At 45.5% G+C, this 17,215-nt stretch carries 17 protein-coding genes; 10 read left to right on the forward strand and 7 right to left on the reverse strand.

Annotation, left to right across the window (positions count from 1 at the left end):
- Nucleotides 1-74 precede the first annotated feature (74 nt).
- From CJU60_RS17015 to CJU60_RS17030, 4 genes are all read left to right on the forward strand, one after another.
- Entirely contained in the window at nucleotides 75-521 is a 447-nt protein-coding gene (locus CJU60_RS17015) for a YfmQ family protein (protein WP_010333343.1), read from the forward strand.
- Between the two features lie 125 nt (nucleotides 522-646).
- The gene (locus CJU60_RS17020) at nucleotides 647-1,069 is read left to right on the forward strand and encodes a MerR family transcriptional regulator (protein ID WP_095714401.1); all 423 of its coding nucleotides are present in this window, start codon (nucleotides 647-649) and stop codon (nucleotides 1,067-1,069) included.
- Between the two features lie 65 nt (nucleotides 1,070-1,134).
- Nucleotides 1,135-2,325 carry an MFS transporter gene (locus CJU60_RS17025; RefSeq protein WP_095714402.1) on the forward strand — a complete coding sequence of 397 codons (1,191 nt, stop codon included), beginning with the start codon at nucleotides 1,135-1,137 and terminating at the stop codon, nucleotides 2,323-2,325.
- A gap of 458 nt (nucleotides 2,326-2,783) precedes the next feature.
- Entirely contained in the window at nucleotides 2,784-3,254 is a 471-nt protein-coding gene (locus CJU60_RS17030; protein WP_095714403.1) for a hypothetical protein, read from the forward strand.
- A 134-nt stretch (nucleotides 3,255-3,388) separates the two neighbouring features.
- On the opposite strand, the gene CJU60_RS17035 is transcribed toward CJU60_RS17030, so the two are convergent.
- The gene (locus CJU60_RS17035) at nucleotides 3,389-4,945 is read right to left on the reverse strand and encodes an ABC-F family ATP-binding cassette domain-containing protein (RefSeq protein ID WP_010333348.1); all 1,557 of its coding nucleotides are present in this window, start codon (nucleotides 4,943-4,945) and stop codon (nucleotides 3,389-3,391) included.
- A gap of 172 nt (nucleotides 4,946-5,117) precedes the next feature.
- Here CJU60_RS17035 and CJU60_RS17040 point away from each other — a divergent pair, with 172 nt between their 5' ends.
- The gene (locus CJU60_RS17040) at nucleotides 5,118-6,251 is read left to right on the forward strand and encodes a DEAD/DEAH box helicase (protein WP_095714404.1); all 1,134 of its coding nucleotides are present in this window, start codon (nucleotides 5,118-5,120) and stop codon (nucleotides 6,249-6,251) included.
- A gap of 66 nt (nucleotides 6,252-6,317) precedes the next feature.
- Nucleotides 6,318-6,764, forward strand: coding sequence for a GNAT family N-acetyltransferase (locus CJU60_RS17045; RefSeq protein ID WP_095714405.1), 447 nt, complete (start codon nucleotides 6,318-6,320; stop codon nucleotides 6,762-6,764).
- 54 nt (nucleotides 6,765-6,818) lie between these two features.
- Here the strand turns inward: CJU60_RS17045 and CJU60_RS17050 are convergent, their stop codons facing one another.
- The 6 genes from CJU60_RS17050 to CJU60_RS17080 form a co-directional block, all read right to left on the reverse strand.
- On the reverse strand, nucleotides 6,819-7,838 hold the full coding sequence (locus CJU60_RS17050) for an NADP-dependent oxidoreductase (RefSeq protein ID WP_095714406.1): 1,020 nt from the start codon (nucleotides 7,836-7,838) through the stop codon (nucleotides 6,819-6,821).
- Nucleotides 7,839-8,120: 282 nt separating this feature from the next.
- Complete coding sequence (gene yfmF, locus CJU60_RS17060) at nucleotides 8,121-8,918, reverse strand: Fe(3+)-citrate ABC transporter ATP-binding protein YfmF (RefSeq protein WP_010333352.1); 798 nt, start codon at nucleotides 8,916-8,918, stop codon at nucleotides 8,121-8,123.
- Nucleotides 8,919-8,930: 12 nt separating this feature from the next.
- Nucleotides 8,931-9,932: a Fe(3+)-citrate ABC transporter permease YfmE gene (gene yfmE / locus CJU60_RS17065; RefSeq protein WP_095714408.1), complete on the reverse strand. Its 1,002-nt coding sequence runs from the start codon at nucleotides 9,930-9,932 to the stop codon at nucleotides 8,931-8,933.
- Nucleotides 9,929-10,930 carry a Fe(3+) dicitrate ABC transporter permease FecD gene (gene fecD, locus CJU60_RS17070; protein WP_024120546.1) on the reverse strand — a complete coding sequence of 334 codons (1,002 nt, stop codon included), beginning with the start codon at nucleotides 10,928-10,930 and terminating at the stop codon, nucleotides 9,929-9,931. The genes yfmE and fecD overlap by 4 nt, the downstream gene beginning before the upstream one ends.
- A 71-nt stretch (nucleotides 10,931-11,001) precedes the next feature.
- Nucleotides 11,002-11,952 (reverse strand): Fe(3+)-citrate ABC transporter substrate-binding protein YfmC, encoded by a 951-nt coding sequence (locus CJU60_RS17075; protein ID WP_044163588.1) that lies wholly within the window; start codon nucleotides 11,950-11,952, stop codon nucleotides 11,002-11,004.
- Between the two features lie 115 nt (nucleotides 11,953-12,067).
- A complete protein-coding gene (locus CJU60_RS17080) occupies nucleotides 12,068-12,436 on the reverse strand; it encodes a DUF3212 family protein (protein ID WP_095714409.1) in 369 nt (122 codons plus the stop codon).
- A 235-nt stretch (nucleotides 12,437-12,671) separates the two neighbouring features.
- Between CJU60_RS17080 and CJU60_RS17085 the strand changes: the two genes are divergently transcribed.
- From CJU60_RS17085 to CJU60_RS22220, 4 genes are all read left to right on the forward strand, one after another.
- The gene (locus tag CJU60_RS17085; RefSeq protein WP_024120550.1) at nucleotides 12,672-13,019 is read left to right on the forward strand and encodes a YflT domain-containing protein; all 348 of its coding nucleotides are present in this window, start codon (nucleotides 12,672-12,674) and stop codon (nucleotides 13,017-13,019) included.
- Nucleotides 13,020-13,218: 199 nt separating this feature from the next.
- Nucleotides 13,219-14,481, forward strand: a complete 1,263-nt coding sequence (locus tag CJU60_RS17090; RefSeq protein WP_095714410.1) for a pectate lyase — start codon at nucleotides 13,219-13,221, stop codon at nucleotides 14,479-14,481.
- 128 nt (nucleotides 14,482-14,609) lie between these two features.
- Nucleotides 14,610-16,046: an anion permease gene (locus tag CJU60_RS17095; protein ID WP_024120552.1), complete on the forward strand. Its 1,437-nt coding sequence runs from the start codon at nucleotides 14,610-14,612 to the stop codon at nucleotides 16,044-16,046.
- Between the two features lie 311 nt (nucleotides 16,047-16,357).
- A partial coding sequence (locus tag CJU60_RS22220) for an NTTRR-F1 domain (RefSeq protein ID WP_141243797.1) occupies nucleotides 16,358-17,215 on the forward strand: 858 nt, incomplete at its 3' end.

The following is a 17,215-nucleotide window of genomic DNA, read 5'->3' on the forward strand; positions in this document are numbered from 1 at the left end:
ACGAAACGGCCAGCTTATGATAGGATGGAATTGTGTGTCAGCGGCACATGGAAAACTAACGGAGATGATGAAGTATGACATGGGCTATCGTGATGTTAATCCTCATGAGTCTGGTGAAAATCGTTTTAACCTGCCTTCCAACAGGCGTCATAGAATGGCTGCTTAGCAAATTCGAGGTGCACGCCAAGGTGAACAACGAAGATGCTGTTCTCTCTGTAGATGGAAAACGTCTCGAGGGTGAAGAAAAAAGGAACATGATTGATCAATTTAACGAAGCTGTCTTCCTGGAGAAATATTATATTTACCCAGGCGACGAAGAGCGTTATTTATACCCTGAAAACGGCGGAACACCGCTTGTGATAGATACGAAAAAAGGCAAAAAAGATGTAAAGCTGTATGTATACAGCTACGACGACCATATCGACGTCGTGAAACAGTATAAGAAGAAAGTCATTGCGTATCGATTGCTTTCTGAAAGCATGCAAAAGCAGTCTTTGTCAGTGACAGGGAGCTTAGCTTAAAAATAGGCTAATGAAGGACGGGTGCTTTACGTACTCGTCTTTTTTATTGCATTTCAAAACTTAACGTTTACGTTAAGGTGTAAAAGGTGTATAATGGTTACAGAAACGGCGAAGGGGGATTTACCTTGGAATGGATGAAGATTGATCAAGTTGCCAAAAGAAGCGGGCTGACAAAGCGGACCATTCGGTTTTATGAAGAAATCGGCTTAATTCCAGCACCGAAACGGACGGACGGCGGCGTAAGACTTTATTCAGAGGACGATATGGAAGAGCTTGAGAAAGTGATCAGCACAAAGGAAGTGCTTGGCTTTTCCCTTCAGGAGCTTCAGCATTTCATGGAAACCAGCCGCCAGCTAGAGTTAAACAAAGAGGGGTATTTGTTGTCACTGGATCCAAAGGAACGGAAAGAGAAGCTGGAGGAAATTCAGGAAACGCTGAATCACCAGCTGAATTTGATTGATGAAAAAATCCGCACATTCCAAAGCTTTAAGGAACGTCTGCACGGCATGAAAGATAAAGCGGAGCGTGCCATTCAATCAATCGAATGAAAAGTTTGCCAAACGCTATTTTTGTAGCGTTTCTTTTAATGGAATAAAGATGGAGGTTAGGTCAAATGGATAAGACAAAACAAGTAAATCAGAAAACGGGCTTGCTCAGTCAGCCGAAAGCTGTATGGGCTGTCGCGTTTGCCTGTGTGATTTCCTTTATGGGAATCGGGTTGGTCGATCCTATTCTTCCGGCGATTGCCGCACAATTACATGCTTCACCTAGTGAAGTATCACTCTTATTTACAAGTTATTTGCTCGTTACCGGATTTATGATGTTTTTCTCAGGAGCCATTTCCAGCAGGATCGGTGCAAAATGGACATTAATTCTCGGACTTATTTTTATTATTATCTTTGCAGCGCTTGGCGGAAGTTCAAGCTCAATTGCTCAGCTTGTCGGCTATCGCGGCGGCTGGGGACTAGGTAATGCGTTATTTATTTCAACAGCGCTTGCGGTCATTGTCGGCGTGTCTGTCGGCGGCAGCGCTCAAGCGATTATTTTGTATGAGGCGGCGCTCGGACTGGGGATTTCCGTCGGACCGCTTGCAGGCGGAGAGCTTGGAAGCATTTCATGGCGTGCGCCGTTCTTCGGGGTATCTGTCCTGATGTTTATTGCGTTAATCGCCATTTCCTTGATGCTGCCGACATTGCCTAAACCGGCGAAGCGCGTTGGGGTATTTGACGCCATGAAGGCACTCAAATATAAAGGCCTTTTGACAATGGCGGTATCGGCTTTCTTATACAACTTTGGATTTTTTATTTTGCTCGCTTATTCTCCGTTCGTTCTGGATTTAGATGAACACGGCCTTGGATATGTTTTCTTTGGCTGGGGACTTCTGCTGGCGATTACGTCAGTCTTTACGGCGCCGATCGTGCACAAAGCGCTGGGTACAGTGCGTTCCTTGGTTGTTCTCTTTATCGCCTTTGCGGTCATTCTGATCATCATGGGCATCTGGACAGAGCATCAGGCGTTGATTATTACATGTATCGTTGTGGCCGGTGCTGTCCTTGGTATGGTCAACACGATCATGACAACAGCTGTCATGGGCTCTGCACCGGTTGAACGTTCAATCGCTTCTTCAGCCTACAGCTCAGTCCGCTTCATCGGCGGCGCGATCGCTCCGTGGATTGCGGGAATGCTGTCAGAACACTTCACAGCAAGCGCGCCGTATACAGTTGGCGGAATTGTTGTTCTCGTCGGTATGCTTGTGCTTCTGCTGGGTCGTAAACATCTTGCCGGAATTAAGGCAGGACATTAATAAGGAAAGACACTGCTAAGGTGCAGTGTCTTTTTTTATTTGCTTAATCTTTCCATCAGAATGGGGAATTATAGTATTTTTCAGGAGATTCAGAGAGACTTTATCATCGCGTTGGTCTTCGCCAGAGAGATTCACTGGTACAAAACGATTTTGTGGTGACATAGCCCCAAATTTTTAAAAATGCATATATTGAGCTCCGATTTAAGTGAGGATTATTTAATCAGTCAGTTCTTTCACATATGGAAAACCCACGAGCATATCTTACATTCAGTTTCTCTTAAGTCCTATCCGAACGTAACTAGTAGGTTGTCATCTAACTATTACTCAATGTTTATTGTATTTACAGAGTGCACCACCTTCTGGTAATTTTAATTGATGTATCAGATGGTAAGATAATATTAACTTTATGACCTTCATCTGATATACTACAAAAAAACATATGAGGTGCATATTGTAAGATGGAGACGAATCCAAAAACAGTTCAGCAAGATGATGATAAATTTTTCGGCTTTGTTTTAGCAGCTGTTAGTATCCTGATAGGTTGCGTTTTATATTTTTCTTGGGATACTTTCGGTAATGAAACCGCAATGAAACTTCTATCGATGATATTTTTGGTTTTTGGTATTTGTGGACTAGGAGTCGAATTAAGTAAAGTAACCCTTAACGATGGTGCGCTAGAGATGTGCATAGGGTTGGGGGTTACTATAATACCAATTATCCTAAAAGATATTTTTAATGGTTTCCCGAATCTTATAGCTTTATTTATTATTGCGTTTGGTTTTCTTTTTATCGGTAAATCTGCTCTTCGCCTTTACAAACCTAAACCTGATAAACCAAAACCAAAACTTATATTTCGTATTATGATAGCAACAGGACAGTTACTCGGGTTCATTGTTAATGTAAATAATTTTGTGAAAATGTTTTTTTGAATGATTTTTAAAATGAGAGTGTGAATTCACATCGCCATTGCAGCTCATTTTAAAAGACAGAGAGCTTTTGAGAATCGTTCAGAAAAAATGGCAGTAAAAAACCCGCCCTTCACCAGGCGGGTTTTTTCGTAACATTAAAGCACTTTCGTCGTCCAAGACTCGCAGTTCCATGTTTCTGTCGCGATGTCCATATAGAAATCAGGCTCGTGAGAAATAAGAAGAATGGAGCCTTTGTATTCTTTGAGCGCACGCTTGAGCTCTTCCTTCGCGTCGACATCCAAGTGGTTTGTCGGCTCATCGAGCACTAGCAGGTTGGTTTCCGAATTGATCAGCTTGCATAATCTGACCTTCGCTTTTTCGCCTCCGCTTAATACGGAGACGCGGCTTTCGATATGTTTTGTCGTCAGTCCGCATTTTGCCAGAGCGGCGCGGATTTCATACTGCGTATACGAAGGGAATTCGCTCCAAACTTCTTCAATACACGTATTGTTGTTTGTTTCCTTGACCTCTTGCTCGAAATAGCCGGTAAAGAGGTGCTCGCCTCGTTCAACAGAGCCTTCGAGCGGCTGGATTTCGCCAAGCAGGCTTTTCAGCAATGTCGTTTTCCCGATCCCGTTGGCGCCGTAAAGGGCGATTTTTTGGCCGCGCTCCATACGGAGGTTCAGCGGACGGGAGAGCGGGGAATCGTAACCGATCACGAGATCCTTCGTTTCGAAAATCAGCTTGCCTGACGTTCTCGCCGGCTTGAAGTGGAATTCCGGTTTTGGCTTTTCTGCCGCAAGCTCGATCATATCCATCTTATCGAGTTTCTTTTGGCGGGACATCGCCATGTTTCTCGTGCTGACGCGGGCTTTGTTGCGGGCAACAAAATCCTTCAGCTCTGCGACTTCCTGCTGCTGTTTTTTGTAGGCCGCTTCAAGCTGCTGTTTCTTCACCTCGTAAACTTCCATAAACTGATGGTAGTCGCCGACATAGCGTGTCAGCTCCTGATTTTCTACATGATAAATCAGGTTGATGACACTGTTTAAGAACGGAATGTCATGGGAAATCAAGATGAACGCATTCTCGTACTCCTGCAGGTAGCGTTTCAGCCATTCGATATGCTGTTCATCAAGGTAGTTGGTCGGCTCATCGAGAAGCAGGATTTCCGGTTTTTCCAGAAGCAGCTTGGCGAGAAGCACTTTTGTGCGCTGACCCCCGCTCAGATCAGTAACGTCACGGTCCAGTCCGATATCACTCAAGCCGAGGCCGCGGGCGATTTCTTCTACCTTGGAATCAATCACATAAAAATCATTGTTCGTCAGCGCGTCTTGAATCACACCGACGTCTTCAAGAAGCTTTTCAAGCTCGTCAGGATCTGCTTCGCCCATTTTGTTATAAATCTCATTCATTTCTTCTTCCATTGCAAATAAATAATGGAATGCGTCTTTCAGCACATCACGGATGGATTTTCCTTTTTCAAGCACAGTATGCTGATCCAGATAGCCGACACGGACGTTTTTTGACCATTCGACTTTTCCTTCATCAGGCTCAAGCTTTCCGGTAATAATATTCATGAAGGTTGATTTTCCTTCACCGTTCGCGCCGATCAGACCGACGTGCTCGCCTTTTAAAAGACGGAAAGATACATTATTAAAAATGGCCCGGTCACCGAAGCCGTGGCTTAAGTCCTTTACAGATAAAATACTCATGTTTACACCTCTATCGTTATCAAACACGCACAATCGGCGTGTAATATTCACCCTTTTGATTATAAAGGAGGAAGTCGATTGTTGAAAGGCATAGGAAAGAAAAAGAAAAATTGCGTTCCGCGCGCTGTTTTGAGATACTATGGAATAGATTTTAAGAATCGAGGAGAACAAAATGACGCAAACTTGGCCATTTTTACATAATGTACAATCATTTATCAAAGAAAATTGGAACGCTTCAGGCTTTGAAAAGCCGACTCCTGTACAGGAGCAGGCGGCCCAACTCATCATGGAAGGTAAGGATGTCATCGCAGAATCGCCGACAGGAACGGGTAAGACGCTTGCCTACGCACTGCCGGTATTGGAGCGCATCAAACCTGATCAGAAGCATCCGCAGGCGGTGATTTTAGCACCTTCACGTGAGCTGGTGATGCAGATTTTTCAGGTGATTCAGGACTGGAAAACGGGATCAGAATTACGCGCAGTTTCCTTAATCGGCGGAGCGAATGTGAAGAAGCAGGTCGAAAAGCTGAAAAAGAATCATCCGCATATTATCGTCGGGACGCCGGGCAGGGTGTTTGAGCTGATTCAAGCGAAAAAACTCAAGATGCATGAAGTAAAAACGATCGTACTTGATGAAACCGATCAGCTTGTCCTGCCGGAGCATCGTGAAACGATCAAGCAAATCATTAAAACGACATTAAGAGACCGCCAGCTTCTTTGTTTTTCAGCCACACTGAAGAAAGAAACAGAAGACGTGCTCCGCGACATGACGAAAGAGCCCGAGGTTTTGAAGGTAGAACGCAGCAAAGCGGAAGCGGGAAAAGTGAAGCATCAATACATCATCTGTGACCAGCGCGACAAAGTGAAGCTGCTGCAAAAGCTTTCAAGGCTTCATGGCATGCAGGCGCTTGTGTTTGTGAGAGATATCGGTAACCTTAGTGTGTACGCGGAAAAGCTGGCGTACCATCATGTCGACCTTGGCATCCTTCACAGTGAGGCGAAGAAGATGGAGCGGGCGAAGATCATTAAAGCGTTTGAGCAGGGCGAGTTCCCGCTGCTTTTGGCAACTGACATTGCCGCGCGCGGTTTGGATATTGAAAACCTGCCATATGTGATCCACGCCGATATTCCTGATGAAGACAGCTATGTTCACAGATCAGGACGAACAGGACGGGCTGGAAAAGAAGGGAACGTGCTGAGTCTTGTCACACGTATGGAAGAATCAAAGCTGAAGAAAATGGCGAAGAAACTTGGCGTGGAGCTGATTGAAGCTGTTTATTCAGGCGGTAACCTGAATACGAAATAAAAGGAAGGGCGGAATCGCCCTTCCTTTTTTCTGTAAAATAAAAGAAAATAGGATCGGGGTGAGGAGATGGCTTCGATAGACAGTTTTCGTTTTTTGAAGGGGTCTGAGCTGAACATTATTGAAAAGTGGTTCGAGAATGAGAATGTCAGGCAGAGAATGGATGGAATGCTGCCATTACATCAGTGGTACGCCCGAGTGATTAATGATGAAAACAATGCTGTCATGATGGCATATGACCAACAGCTGCCGGCAGGGGTGGTCATCATTGAGTTCGTGGAGGATAAGGCGTATATTGGATTGATCGTAAATCCTCAGCATCATCTTCAATGTTATGGGAAAACGATATTACGTAAATTAATTGATGATCCCAATTTTGCGAGGGTAAGTGAATGGGCTGCCTGCATTGAAGAAGACAATCAAATCAGTTTATCCTGTTTTAAAGCAGCCGGGTTTACGTCGGTAGAAACAGAACCGGATGAAGATGGATTTTTTACTTTGACTCTTCGTCATTGACGTATTCTCAAAAATAAAAGGAGGGCGGAAAGCCCTCCTTTTTTTGGTATAATCTCAGCTTTGATCACTGACTTTGATCAGCTGTTTTCCTTTATTTTCTCCTTTAAATAAGCCAAGAAATGCGTCCGGAATGTTTTCGAAGCCTTCAGTAATCGTTTCCTCATAATGAAGCTTTCCGTCTCTCAGCCATTCCGCCAGCTGTTTTGCGCCTTCAGGAAAACGGTCGGCGTAGTCGCTTACGATAAACCCTTGCATCAGCGCCTTCGTTTTGATCAGCTTGGATTGGACGCGAGGGCCCATGTCATCCGCTTCGTTTTCCGCGTTGTAGGAAGAAATGGCGCCGCACACAGGGATGCGGGCAAACTCATTGAGGAGGTTCATGACCGCATCTGAAATCGGCCCGCCGACATTGTCAAAATACACATCGACACCGTTCGGACAAGCGTCAGCAAGCGCTTGTTGAATATCATCTGCAGTTTTGTAATTAATCGCTTCGTCAAATTGCAGTTCATTCTTTAAGTAGTCAATTTTGTCATCAGAGCCTGCGATACCGACGACGTGTGCTCCCTTGATTTTGGCGATCTGTCCGACAGCGGAACCGACAGCCCCTGCAGCTCCGGAGACAACCACAGTTTCGCCTTCTTTCGGGCGGCCGATGTCCAGCAGGCCGAAATATGCCGTCAAACCGGTCATTCCCAGGATGCCGAGATACGCTGAAGCAGGAGCGAGACTTGTATCAATTTTTCGCACGGCGGACTCGGTGACAGCGGAATATTCCTGCCAGTTCAGGTTTCCGATTACGATTTCTCCTTGTTTCAGCTTATCTCCGTCTGACACGACTTCAGCAATGACACCGCCTGACAGCGCTTCGTCTAAGGCAAATGGCTCTACGTATGACTTCGTGTCTTGCATTCGTCCGCGCATGTAAGGATCGACTGACACATAGAGTGTTTTGACAAGCACCTCACCTTGCTTCGGCTCAGGAACGGGGATCGTTTCAAAGCGGAAATCTTCGTGAACGGGCACCCCTTGCGGACGTCTTGCTAATTGAATCTGCTGTTGAGCTGTTGTCATATTCATCCTCCTATCATTTGATTGACACCAATGTAACATGGACAAGTGATGAAATACAAAAAGTAAGCCGCATAAAAAAAGGAGAGGTGGATTCCTCTCTTTTACAGCGTGTCGAAAAATCAGAACTGTGCGCCGGTGCTCACGAATTTACCCTCCGATGCTCGTCCTTTCTAGATTTCAAGGGTTTTCTATCACACTGAAAGGATGACAAAAAGCTCAAAACGATAACTGTTTTGAGCTTTTGTCAACAATCTGAAAGAAGAGGTATCCTCTCCTTTTTCATCACGTCCGTAATTTTGGGCATAGTCCCATCGGCAGGCACATCGGCTTCTGGTCGATCGGGCTTCTCATGATGCAGCATTCCAAGCCGAAGACTTCCCGGAAAAACGGCTGGGTAAAGACGTCTTCCGGCGTTCCGGCATTGTAGATTTTTCCGTCCAGTACGCTGATCAGATAGTCAGCATATTGAGCGGCTTGGTTTAAGTCGTGAAGCACCATGACAACTGTGCGTCCATGATCCCGGTTCAGCTTTTTCAGCAGCTCCAGCACCTCAATTTGGTGAGAGATGTCCAAGTAAGTGGTCGGTTCATCGAGCAAGAGCAAATCAGTGCCTTGTGCAAGCGCCATGGAAATCCAGGCTCTTTGTCTTTGACCACCTGAAAGGGCATCAAGTGTCCGATCCTTCAGTTCATTCATCCCGGTTGCGTCAAGCGCCCACTCTACCATATCGTGATCCTCTTGCGTATGCTTGGATAACAGTTTTTTATGAGGATGTCTGCCGAAATAGCATAGTTCCTGTACCGTCAATCCTTCTGGCGCCTGAGGAGACTGAGGAAGAATCGCCAGCTTTTTAGCCACTTCTTTGGACGGCTGGCGATGAATATCTTTTCCTTCTAATAGAACCGTGCCGCTTTTTGGGGCCATCAGCCTGGCCAGCGATTTGAGGATTGTTGATTTTCCGCAGCCGTTGGCGCCGATGAGCACAGTGATTTTTCCTTCTTCAATCTTTAAATCAACTCCGTCAATAATCACTGTGCTGTCATATGAAAGAGTGAGCTGGTCTGCAGCCAGTTTTCCCATGGTATCCTCTCCCTACTGTTTCCTCGCTTCGAATTTCAATAAATATAAAAAATAAGGCGCGCCGATCACAGCTGTCAGTATTCCGGCGGGTATCTCAACCGGAGGCATGATGCCGCGTCCTAATGTATCTGCGATTAGTAATATAATAGCACCGATTAATGCCGATGCAGGCAGTAAATATTTAGCTTTTTCTCCGGCAAGCCTTCTGGCGATATGCGGAGCAAGCAGCCCGATAAAACCGATTGATCCGACGACGGCTACACAGCTCCCCGCCAGTGCAACTGCGGTGAAAATCAGGATGAATCTCAGCCTGTTTGCGTTTTCGCCGAGACCCTGCGCTAGCTCATCTCCGAGTGACATCAGATCCAGCTTCGGAATGAGGATGCAGACAATCGGCAAAAGGACAAGCAGCCATGGCGCAAGGAGCTTGACTTCTTCCCAGTTTCTCCCCCAGAGGCTGCCTGTCAGCCAAATGAGCGCTGCATTAACGTCCCCCGGAAATTTGACCATCATATATTGCATGCCGGCGTGGCAGACCGCGCCTAAGGCAATGCCTGATAAAGCCAATGAAGAGGGCTGAATGCTTTTTTTGCGGGCTATCATTAATAATACTACAGCAATAATGGCTGCTCCGGCAAATGCGGAGAACGGCAGCACATAGACCGGAGACTCAGGAAAAATGAGAATAACGGCCATGGCGGCCAGTCCGGACCCTTTTGAAATTCCGACAACGTCCGGAGACGCAAGGGGATTTCGGATGACACCCTGCAAAATGGCTCCGGCAGCGGCAAGCCCGGCGCCTGCCAGAATCGCCAGTATAATGCGGGGGAGCCGGTACTGCTGAATAATAAACTCGAAGGAATGATCCATCCCTAACAGATTCGTAACCACCGCATCAGGTGAAATATACAATGCCCCGAAGCCGATGCTGATCACGGACAGCACTAGCAAGATGACAGCCAATATAAGGATGACCAGCAAGGGGCGTTTTTGTTTTCTGGTTGATTTCTTCATTTCAGATTTCGCCCTTTCCTTGCTAAATATAAGAAAAATGGTGTGCCGATAATGGCGGTGACAATGCCGACCGGGGATTCATAAGGGAATGCAATCCATCTGGCCAGGACATCTGCGTACACCAATAAAATGGCGCCGAACAGCGCCGAAAACGGCAGCACATACTTGTAATTTTCTCCGATCAGCTTGCGGACGATATGCGGGACGAGCAGCCCGACAAAGCCGATTGGACCGGCAACCGCCACAGAAGCGCCGGATAGAATTAAAATGATAAAGCTGATCAGAATCCGCATGCCGTTCATGTTTTGCCCGAGTCCTTTTGCGGTTTCATCACCGAGACCGAGAACAGAAACGGGACCTGAAAACACAAGGGCAAGTCCAATGCCGATGACAGAAAACGGGGCAATGGTCATGACGTCCTGCCAATTGCTGCCGTCAATCGCACCCGTCATCCAATACAGCACATCCTCTCCCGACTCATTTAAAATAATAATCGCCTGTGTCATGGAGGACAGGAACAAATGCACCGCCATTCCTGACAGCGCCAGTTTGACAGGTGTCATTCCGCCGGAAGAGGCAATCATATACACAATTGCGCCGCCTGCCGCCGCACCTGCAAAAGCGAACACAACCGAAGAGTAGGACGACGCCGGCAGAATGACGAGAGAAGCAACGACAAACAGCGATGCACCCGCATTCACACCGAAAATTTGAGGTGAAGCCAGAGGGTTTCTTGTCATGGCCTGCATCAGTGCCCCTGCTACAGCCAGGCTGGCGCCGACGAAAACGCCGATTAATGTGCGGGGGAGGCGAAGAGTAGAGATGATAAGCTGTTCTTTTGATCCGTCCCATACAAAAAGATATGTCAAAGCATCAATGATGCCGATGTCTGAGGCGCCTACTGAGAGATTCAGCCCAAGCCCGAAAATAAGGATGATCAGTGCAATGATAAAAACCATCAATCTTGATGATGAGCGCCGTTTGGCTGAGTAATACAACAGTCTCACTTCCTTGCTGCGTCTGTTTGCAAAAACGAAGAAGCAAGGATTCTCCTCGCTTCTCTTTTGTCCTACTTATTATACACTTTTTTGAGCACGTCTTTGGCGCTTGTTTCACTGGACTTGATTCCTCTGAATCTTGTCCAAATGTCGCGGTCTGCATCGTAGATTTGTCCGTTTTTCACCGCTTTTAGATTTTTCCAGAGCGGGTTCTTTTTCCACTCATCTACGATTGTTTTACCCTCGTTGGCTGAAATAAACAAAATATCAGGATCGATTTTGCTTAACTGCTCGAGGCTGACCTCTTGATACGCGTTATCTGACTTCACGGCGTGCGTAAAGCCGAGCATGCTGAAGATTTCTCCGTCATAAGAAGATGACGTATGAAGCTGGAAGGAATCGGCTCTTGCCACGCCGAGAACGATGCTGCGGTCTTCATCTTTCGGAAGCTCCGCTTTCAGATCGTCAATGACCTTTGTATGGTCGGCGAGCTTTTCTTTTCCTTCTTTTTCTTTATTTAATGCTTTAGAAATGGTATTGAAGCTGTCGATTGTTTCATCATAAGTCGCTTCCCGGCTTTTCAATTCAATGGTCGGTGCGATTCGTTTCAGCTGTTTGTAAATGTTTTTATGGCGTTCAGCGTCAGCGATGATTAAATCAGGCTTCAAGGAGCTGATGACCTCAAGATTCGGTTCGCTTCGCGTGCCTACTGATGTATAATCAATCGGGCTGCCGACCAGCTTTTGAATCATGTCTTTTTTGTTGTCATCGGCGATGCCTACCGGCGTGATGCCGAGGTTGTAAACAGCATCCAGGAATGAAAGCTCAAGCACAACGACTTTTTTAGGTGTGCCGGTCACTGTTGTTTTCCCGTCTTCGTGCTGAATGACTCTTGAATCCTTAGATTTGCTTCCGGCTTTGCTGCCGCTGTTATCCTGACTTGATGAACAGCCGGATATAATGAAACAAGCGATTAATAAAACACTGATGATGGCAATAAACTTGTTAGGATAGGTGCGCATTGTTTTCTTCCTTTTTTCTGAATTTAATAATGAGAATCATTATCACAAATAAACACTATAATAGCATGGCTTCCTATGTCAATATTTTTTAAATAAAGAAACAGAATCGGCTGCTTTATGTTTTTTTGATGTATGGGTCATATGGCACAAATAAATCGTACACAGCATCGCCGTGTCTGTGGGATAAAAACGAACTGGCGTTGGCTTTAGAGGCTTCAAGCATATCTCTGCTGACATGGGGAAGAAGAACGCTGAGATAGCTGGACAATTTTTTTTCGATTTCTTCAGAGAGCGCAAATTCAATGTCTCCGATATTCATGACAATAGAGAAAACAAAGTCAATATCGATGTGAAATGTTTCTTCGGCAAAGATGGCAAGCTGGTGAATGCCGGCTGAATAGCCGACACGCTGATGGAAGACCTGTTTTACTAAATCACTCACAACCCACGCATTGTATTGCTGTTCTGGTGAAAAGTATTGCATTGGACATACCTCCTGCTTGTACGGATAAAAATGGCGATTCATGTTCGGACGCCCCGTGCAGCGGTTTTGATTTTGACTATTCTGAAAATACTCTCGTTCTATCACTTTATCATGGTTAGAAATGAAATATCTACTACCATTCTTCCTGTTTTTGTGCCCAATGCTCTGGATGCTGTTTCATAGAAAAAGGATCGGGTATGAATATAACATAGACATGATGAAGGAGGAATTGGATATGAAACCAGTTGTAAGAGAGTATACAAACGACGAACAGCTCATGAAGGATGTAGAAGAATTACAGCAAATGGGTGTCGCAAAAGAGGATGTATACGTCTTAGCTCACGACGATGACAGAACGGAACGACTGGCAGACAACACGAATGCCAACACGATCGGAGCCAAAGAAACAGGTTTCAAACATGCGGTAGGGAACATATTTAATAAAAAAGGAGACGAGCTTCGCAATAAAATCCACGAAATCGGTTTTTCAGAAGACGAAGCGGCTCAGTTTGAAAAACGGCTAGATGAAGGGAAAGTGCTTCTCTTTGTGACAGACAACGAAAAAGTAAAATCTTGGGCATAATGCAGGAATGTAACCCCAAAAGGCGATTATCGTCCTTTTGGGGTTTTTTATATTTGCGGTTTTTGCGGTGTTTTTTTGCAGGATGCCGCAATAAAAAGCCGTACATTTTCGGTTATGGATCCCCATGAATTTGCTATTATGTTTTTTGTGAGAATATGGAACAAATTCTCACAAAATAGAAAATGGGGGTTCATACTGAATGAAAAAAGTGATGTTAGCCACGGCTTTGTTATTAGGCTTGACTCCGGTTGGGGCGAACGCAGCGGATTTGGGCCATCAGACGTTAGGGTCAAATGATGGCTGGGGAGCGTACTCGACCGGCACAACAGGCGGATCAAAAGCCTCGTCATCCCACGTGTATACAGTCAGCAACAGAAATCAGCTCGTTTCGGCTTTGGGCAAGGACACCAACACAACGCCAAAAATCATTTATATCAAGGGAACGATTGACATGAATGTCGATGACAACCTGAAGCCGCTTGGTCTGAATGATTATAAAGATCCAGAGTACGATTTGAACAAATATTTGAAAGCCTATGACCCAAGCACATGGGGCAAAAAAGAGCCATCCGGAACACAGGAAGAGGCCAGAGCACGCTCACAGAAAAACCAAAAGGCACGCGTGATGGTGGATATCCCTGCAAATACGACGATCGTCGGTTCAGGGTCAAATGCTAAAGTTCTGGGCGGAAACTTCCAGATCAAGAGCGATAACGTCATTATCCGCAATATCGAATTCCAAGACGCATATGACTATTTCCCGCAATGGGACCCGACTGACGGAAGTTCAGGAAACTGGAACTCACAATATGACAACATCACAATAAACGGCGGTACACATGTATGGATCGATCACTGTACATTTAATGACGGTTCCCGTCCAGACAGCACCTCTCCAAAGTATTTTGGAAGAGAATATCAGCACCATGACGGCCAAACTGATGCCTCTAACGGCGCTAATTACATTACAATGTCTTATAACTTTTATCACGATCATGATAAAAGCTCCATTTTCGGATCAAGCGACAGCAAAACCTCCGATGACGGCAAATTAAAAATCACACTGCATCATAACCGCTACAAAAATATCGTTCAGCGCGCACCGAGAGTCCGTTTTGGACAGGTACACGTTTACAACAACTATTATGAAGGCAATAAAAACTCATCAGATTATGCCTTTAGCTATGCATGGGGAATCGGAAAATCATCAAAAATTTATGCACAAAACAATGCCATTGACGTTCCGGGATTGACTGCTGCTAAAACGATCAGCGTATTCAGCGGGGGAACGGCTTTATATGATTCCGGCACATTGCTGAACGGTACGCAGATCAACGCATCGGCTGCAAACGGGCTGAGCTCTTCTGTCGGATGGACACCATCTCTGCACGGATCAATTGATGCTTCCGCGAATGTGAAGTCAAATGTTATATCTCAAGCGGGCGCGGGTAAACTAAATTAAGAAATGAAAAAAACACAAAGGGCTGCTCACCTTTGTGTTTTTTAATTAATTAAAATGTTTATTAACTTAGTTAAGGAGTAGAATGAAAAAGGGGATCGGAAAACAAGTATATAGGAGGAGACCTATTCATGGCTTCAGAAAAAGACGCAGGAAAACAGTCAGCAGTAAAGCTTGTTCCATTGCTTATTACTGTCGCTGTGGGACTAATCATCTGGTTTATTCCCGCTCCGTCCGGACTTGAACCTAAAGCATGGCATTTGTTTGCGATTTTCGTCGCGACAATTATCGGCTTTATCTCCAAGCCCTTGCCAATGGGTGCAATTGCAATTTTTGCATTGGCGGTTACTGCATTAACTGGAACATTATCAATTGAGGATACATTAAGCGGATTCGGGAATAAGACCATCTGGCTTATCGTCATCGCATTCTTTATTTCCCGGGGATTTATCAAAACCGGGCTAGGTGCGAGAATTTCGTATGTATTCGTTCAGAAATTCGGGAAGAAAACCCTTGGACTTTCTTATTCACTGCTGTTCAGTGATTTAATATTATCACCTGCTATTCCAAGTAATACGGCGCGTGCAGGAGGCATTATATTTCCTATTATCAGATCATTATCCGAAACATTCGGATCAAGCCCGGCAGATGGAACAGAAAGAAAAATCGGTGCTTTCTTATTAAAAACCGGTTTTCAGGGAAACTTGATTACATCTGCTATGTTCCTGACGGCGATGGCGGCAAACCCGCTGATTGCCAAGCTGGCCCATGATGTCGCAGGGGTGGACTTAACATGGACAAGCTGGGCAATTGCCGCGATTGTGCCGGGACTTGTAAGCTTAATCATCACACCGCTTGTGATTTACAAGCTGTATCCGCCGGAAATTAAAGAAACACCGGACGCAGCGAAAATCGCAACCGAAAAACTGAAAGAAATGGGACCATTTAAAAAATCAGAGCTTTCCATGGTTATTGTGTTTCTTTTAGTGCTTGCTCTTTGGATTTTTGGCGGCAGCTTCAACATCGACGCAACCACAACCGCACTGATCGGATTGTCAGTTCTTTTATTATCACAGGTTCTGACTTGGGATGATATCAAGAAAGAACAGGGCGCTTGGGATACGCTCACTTGGTTTGCGGCGCTCGTTATGCTGGCCAACTTCCTGAATGAATTAGGCATGGTTTCTTGGTTCAGCAACGCCATGAAATCATCTGTATCAGGATTCTCTTGGATTGTGGCATTTTTAATTTTAATTGTTGTGTATTATTACTCTCACTACTTCTTTGCAAGTGCGACGGCCCACATCAGTGCGATGTATTCAGCATTTTTGGCTGTTATCGTGGCAGCGGGCGCACCGCCGCTTTTAGCAGCGCTGAGCCTCGCATTCTTCAGCAATCTGTTCGGGTCAACAACCCACTACGGTTCTGGAGCGGCTCCGGTCTTCTTCGGAGCAGGCTACATTTCGCAAGGCAAATGGTGGTCTATCGGATTTATCCTGTCGATCGTTCATATTGTCACATGGCTTGTGATCGGCGGATTATGGTGGAAATTATTAGGGATATGGTAGAAAGAAAAAAAGGCAGACGCGGTCTGCCTTTTTTTATGTTTGATCATATTACTTCACGGCGTGAGTAACAGATGATGAATGGCAGGTGATTGCTTAACCTAGGGAGACATGTCCGGCGTACTTTCAGTATATCTAGCTTAGATGCGGCAATTCGTGTTTTTCATGCAGCAGGTTTTCCACAAATACAGGGAAAAAAGGTGATGCAGGGACAATCACCTTTTTTTATTTTGGTTAGTCACCTTACAGACCGATGATGATTTTCCTGCATATAATAGCTGGAATTAATCAAAGAGGGCGGGGAATGAAGTTGAGTGAATAATGTGATTGTAAATGGAGGTTTTGAAACCGGCAATCTGACGGGGTGGGCTTTTGCAAATACGGCCATTATTAATACTTTTGCCCATTCTGGAAGCTATTCCGCACAGTTTATCAGCAGCCAGCCTTATGCTTTTTTAGGGCAGATCGTGCCTGTCGTTTCTGGACAATCTCTTATATTCACTGTTTCGCTTGGGAAAACGGGGAACAATCCAAGTCCTCAAGTCACTATACAAATTCTATTTGTTAACAGTGAAGGAGAACAGATTGAAGGCGGACAGGAAATGATCATTGCTGTCGGAAAGTTGCCAAATGTGTCATTTAATACATGGAATGAAATATATAGAACAATTGAAACCCCTGCTGAAGCAGTAAACGCAGTAGTGGTAATAAGTAAAGCTACTTTTGGGTCTGTTCTAATTGATGATGTTTCTTTAATAGAGTCTGCTGGGGGGATTGGACCGACCGGGCCAACAGGTCCTCCAGGAGCAACAGGTCCAACGGGATCAACCGGACCAACCGGGGCAACCGGAGTAACCGGACCAACGGGAGAAACTGGTGCAATCGGATCAACGGGGGCGACGGGAGAAACTGGAGCAACGGGGTTAACGGGATCAACGGGAGTCACTGGATCAACTGGTCCAACGGGATCAACTGGACCAACGGGATCAACTGGACCAACGGGATTAACAGGATCGACAGGAGAAACTGGTGCAACCGGATCGACAGGAGAAACTGGTGCAACCGGATCAACTGGTGTAACTGGAGTAACTGGATCAACAGGAGCAACAGGAGAAACAGGACCAACAGGACCAACAGGAGTAACTGGAGTAACCGGAGCGACGGGAGCAACC

Origin of the sequence: Bacillus sp. 7705b (assembly GCF_002289525.1) — a bacterium.
In the GTDB taxonomy this organism is placed as follows: Bacteria; Bacillota; Bacilli; order Bacillales; family Bacillaceae; genus Bacillus; species Bacillus halotolerans.

What these genes read in the sequence shown, in the direction of transcription:
- CJU60_RS17015 (WP_010333343.1), top strand. Translation starts at nt 75, where the DNA reads ATGACATGGGCTATCGTGATGTTAATCCTCATGAGTCTGGTGAAAATC.
- CJU60_RS17025 (WP_095714402.1), top strand. Translation starts at nt 1,135, where the DNA reads ATGGATAAGACAAAACAAGTAAATCAGAAAACGGGCTTGCTCAGTCAG.
- CJU60_RS17030 (WP_095714403.1), top strand. Translation starts at nt 2,784, where the DNA reads ATGGAGACGAATCCAAAAACAGTTCAGCAAGATGATGATAAATTTTTC.
- CJU60_RS17035 (WP_010333348.1), bottom strand. Translation starts at nt 4,945, where the DNA reads ATGAGTATTTTATCTGTAAAGGACTTAAGCCACGGCTTCGGTGACCGG.
- CJU60_RS17040 (WP_095714404.1), top strand. Translation starts at nt 5,118, where the DNA reads ATGACGCAAACTTGGCCATTTTTACATAATGTACAATCATTTATCAAA.
- CJU60_RS17045 (WP_095714405.1), top strand. Translation starts at nt 6,318, where the DNA reads ATGGCTTCGATAGACAGTTTTCGTTTTTTGAAGGGGTCTGAGCTGAAC.
- CJU60_RS17050 (WP_095714406.1), bottom strand. Translation starts at nt 7,838, where the DNA reads ATGACAACAGCTCAACAGCAGATTCAATTAGCAAGACGTCCGCAAGGG.
- yfmF (WP_010333352.1), bottom strand. Translation starts at nt 8,918, where the DNA reads ATGGGAAAACTGGCTGCAGACCAGCTCACTCTTTCATATGACAGCACA.
- yfmE (WP_095714408.1), bottom strand. Translation starts at nt 9,932, where the DNA reads ATGAAGAAATCAACCAGAAAACAAAAACGCCCCTTGCTGGTCATCCTT.
- CJU60_RS17075 (WP_044163588.1), bottom strand. Translation starts at nt 11,952, where the DNA reads ATGCGCACCTATCCTAACAAGTTTATTGCCATCATCAGTGTTTTATTA.
- CJU60_RS17080 (WP_095714409.1), bottom strand. Translation starts at nt 12,436, where the DNA reads ATGCAATACTTTTCACCAGAACAGCAATACAATGCGTGGGTTGTGAGT.
- CJU60_RS17085 (WP_024120550.1), top strand. Translation starts at nt 12,672, where the DNA reads ATGAAACCAGTTGTAAGAGAGTATACAAACGACGAACAGCTCATGAAG.
- CJU60_RS17090 (WP_095714410.1), top strand. Translation starts at nt 13,219, where the DNA reads ATGAAAAAAGTGATGTTAGCCACGGCTTTGTTATTAGGCTTGACTCCG.
- CJU60_RS17095 (WP_024120552.1), top strand. Translation starts at nt 14,610, where the DNA reads ATGGCTTCAGAAAAAGACGCAGGAAAACAGTCAGCAGTAAAGCTTGTT.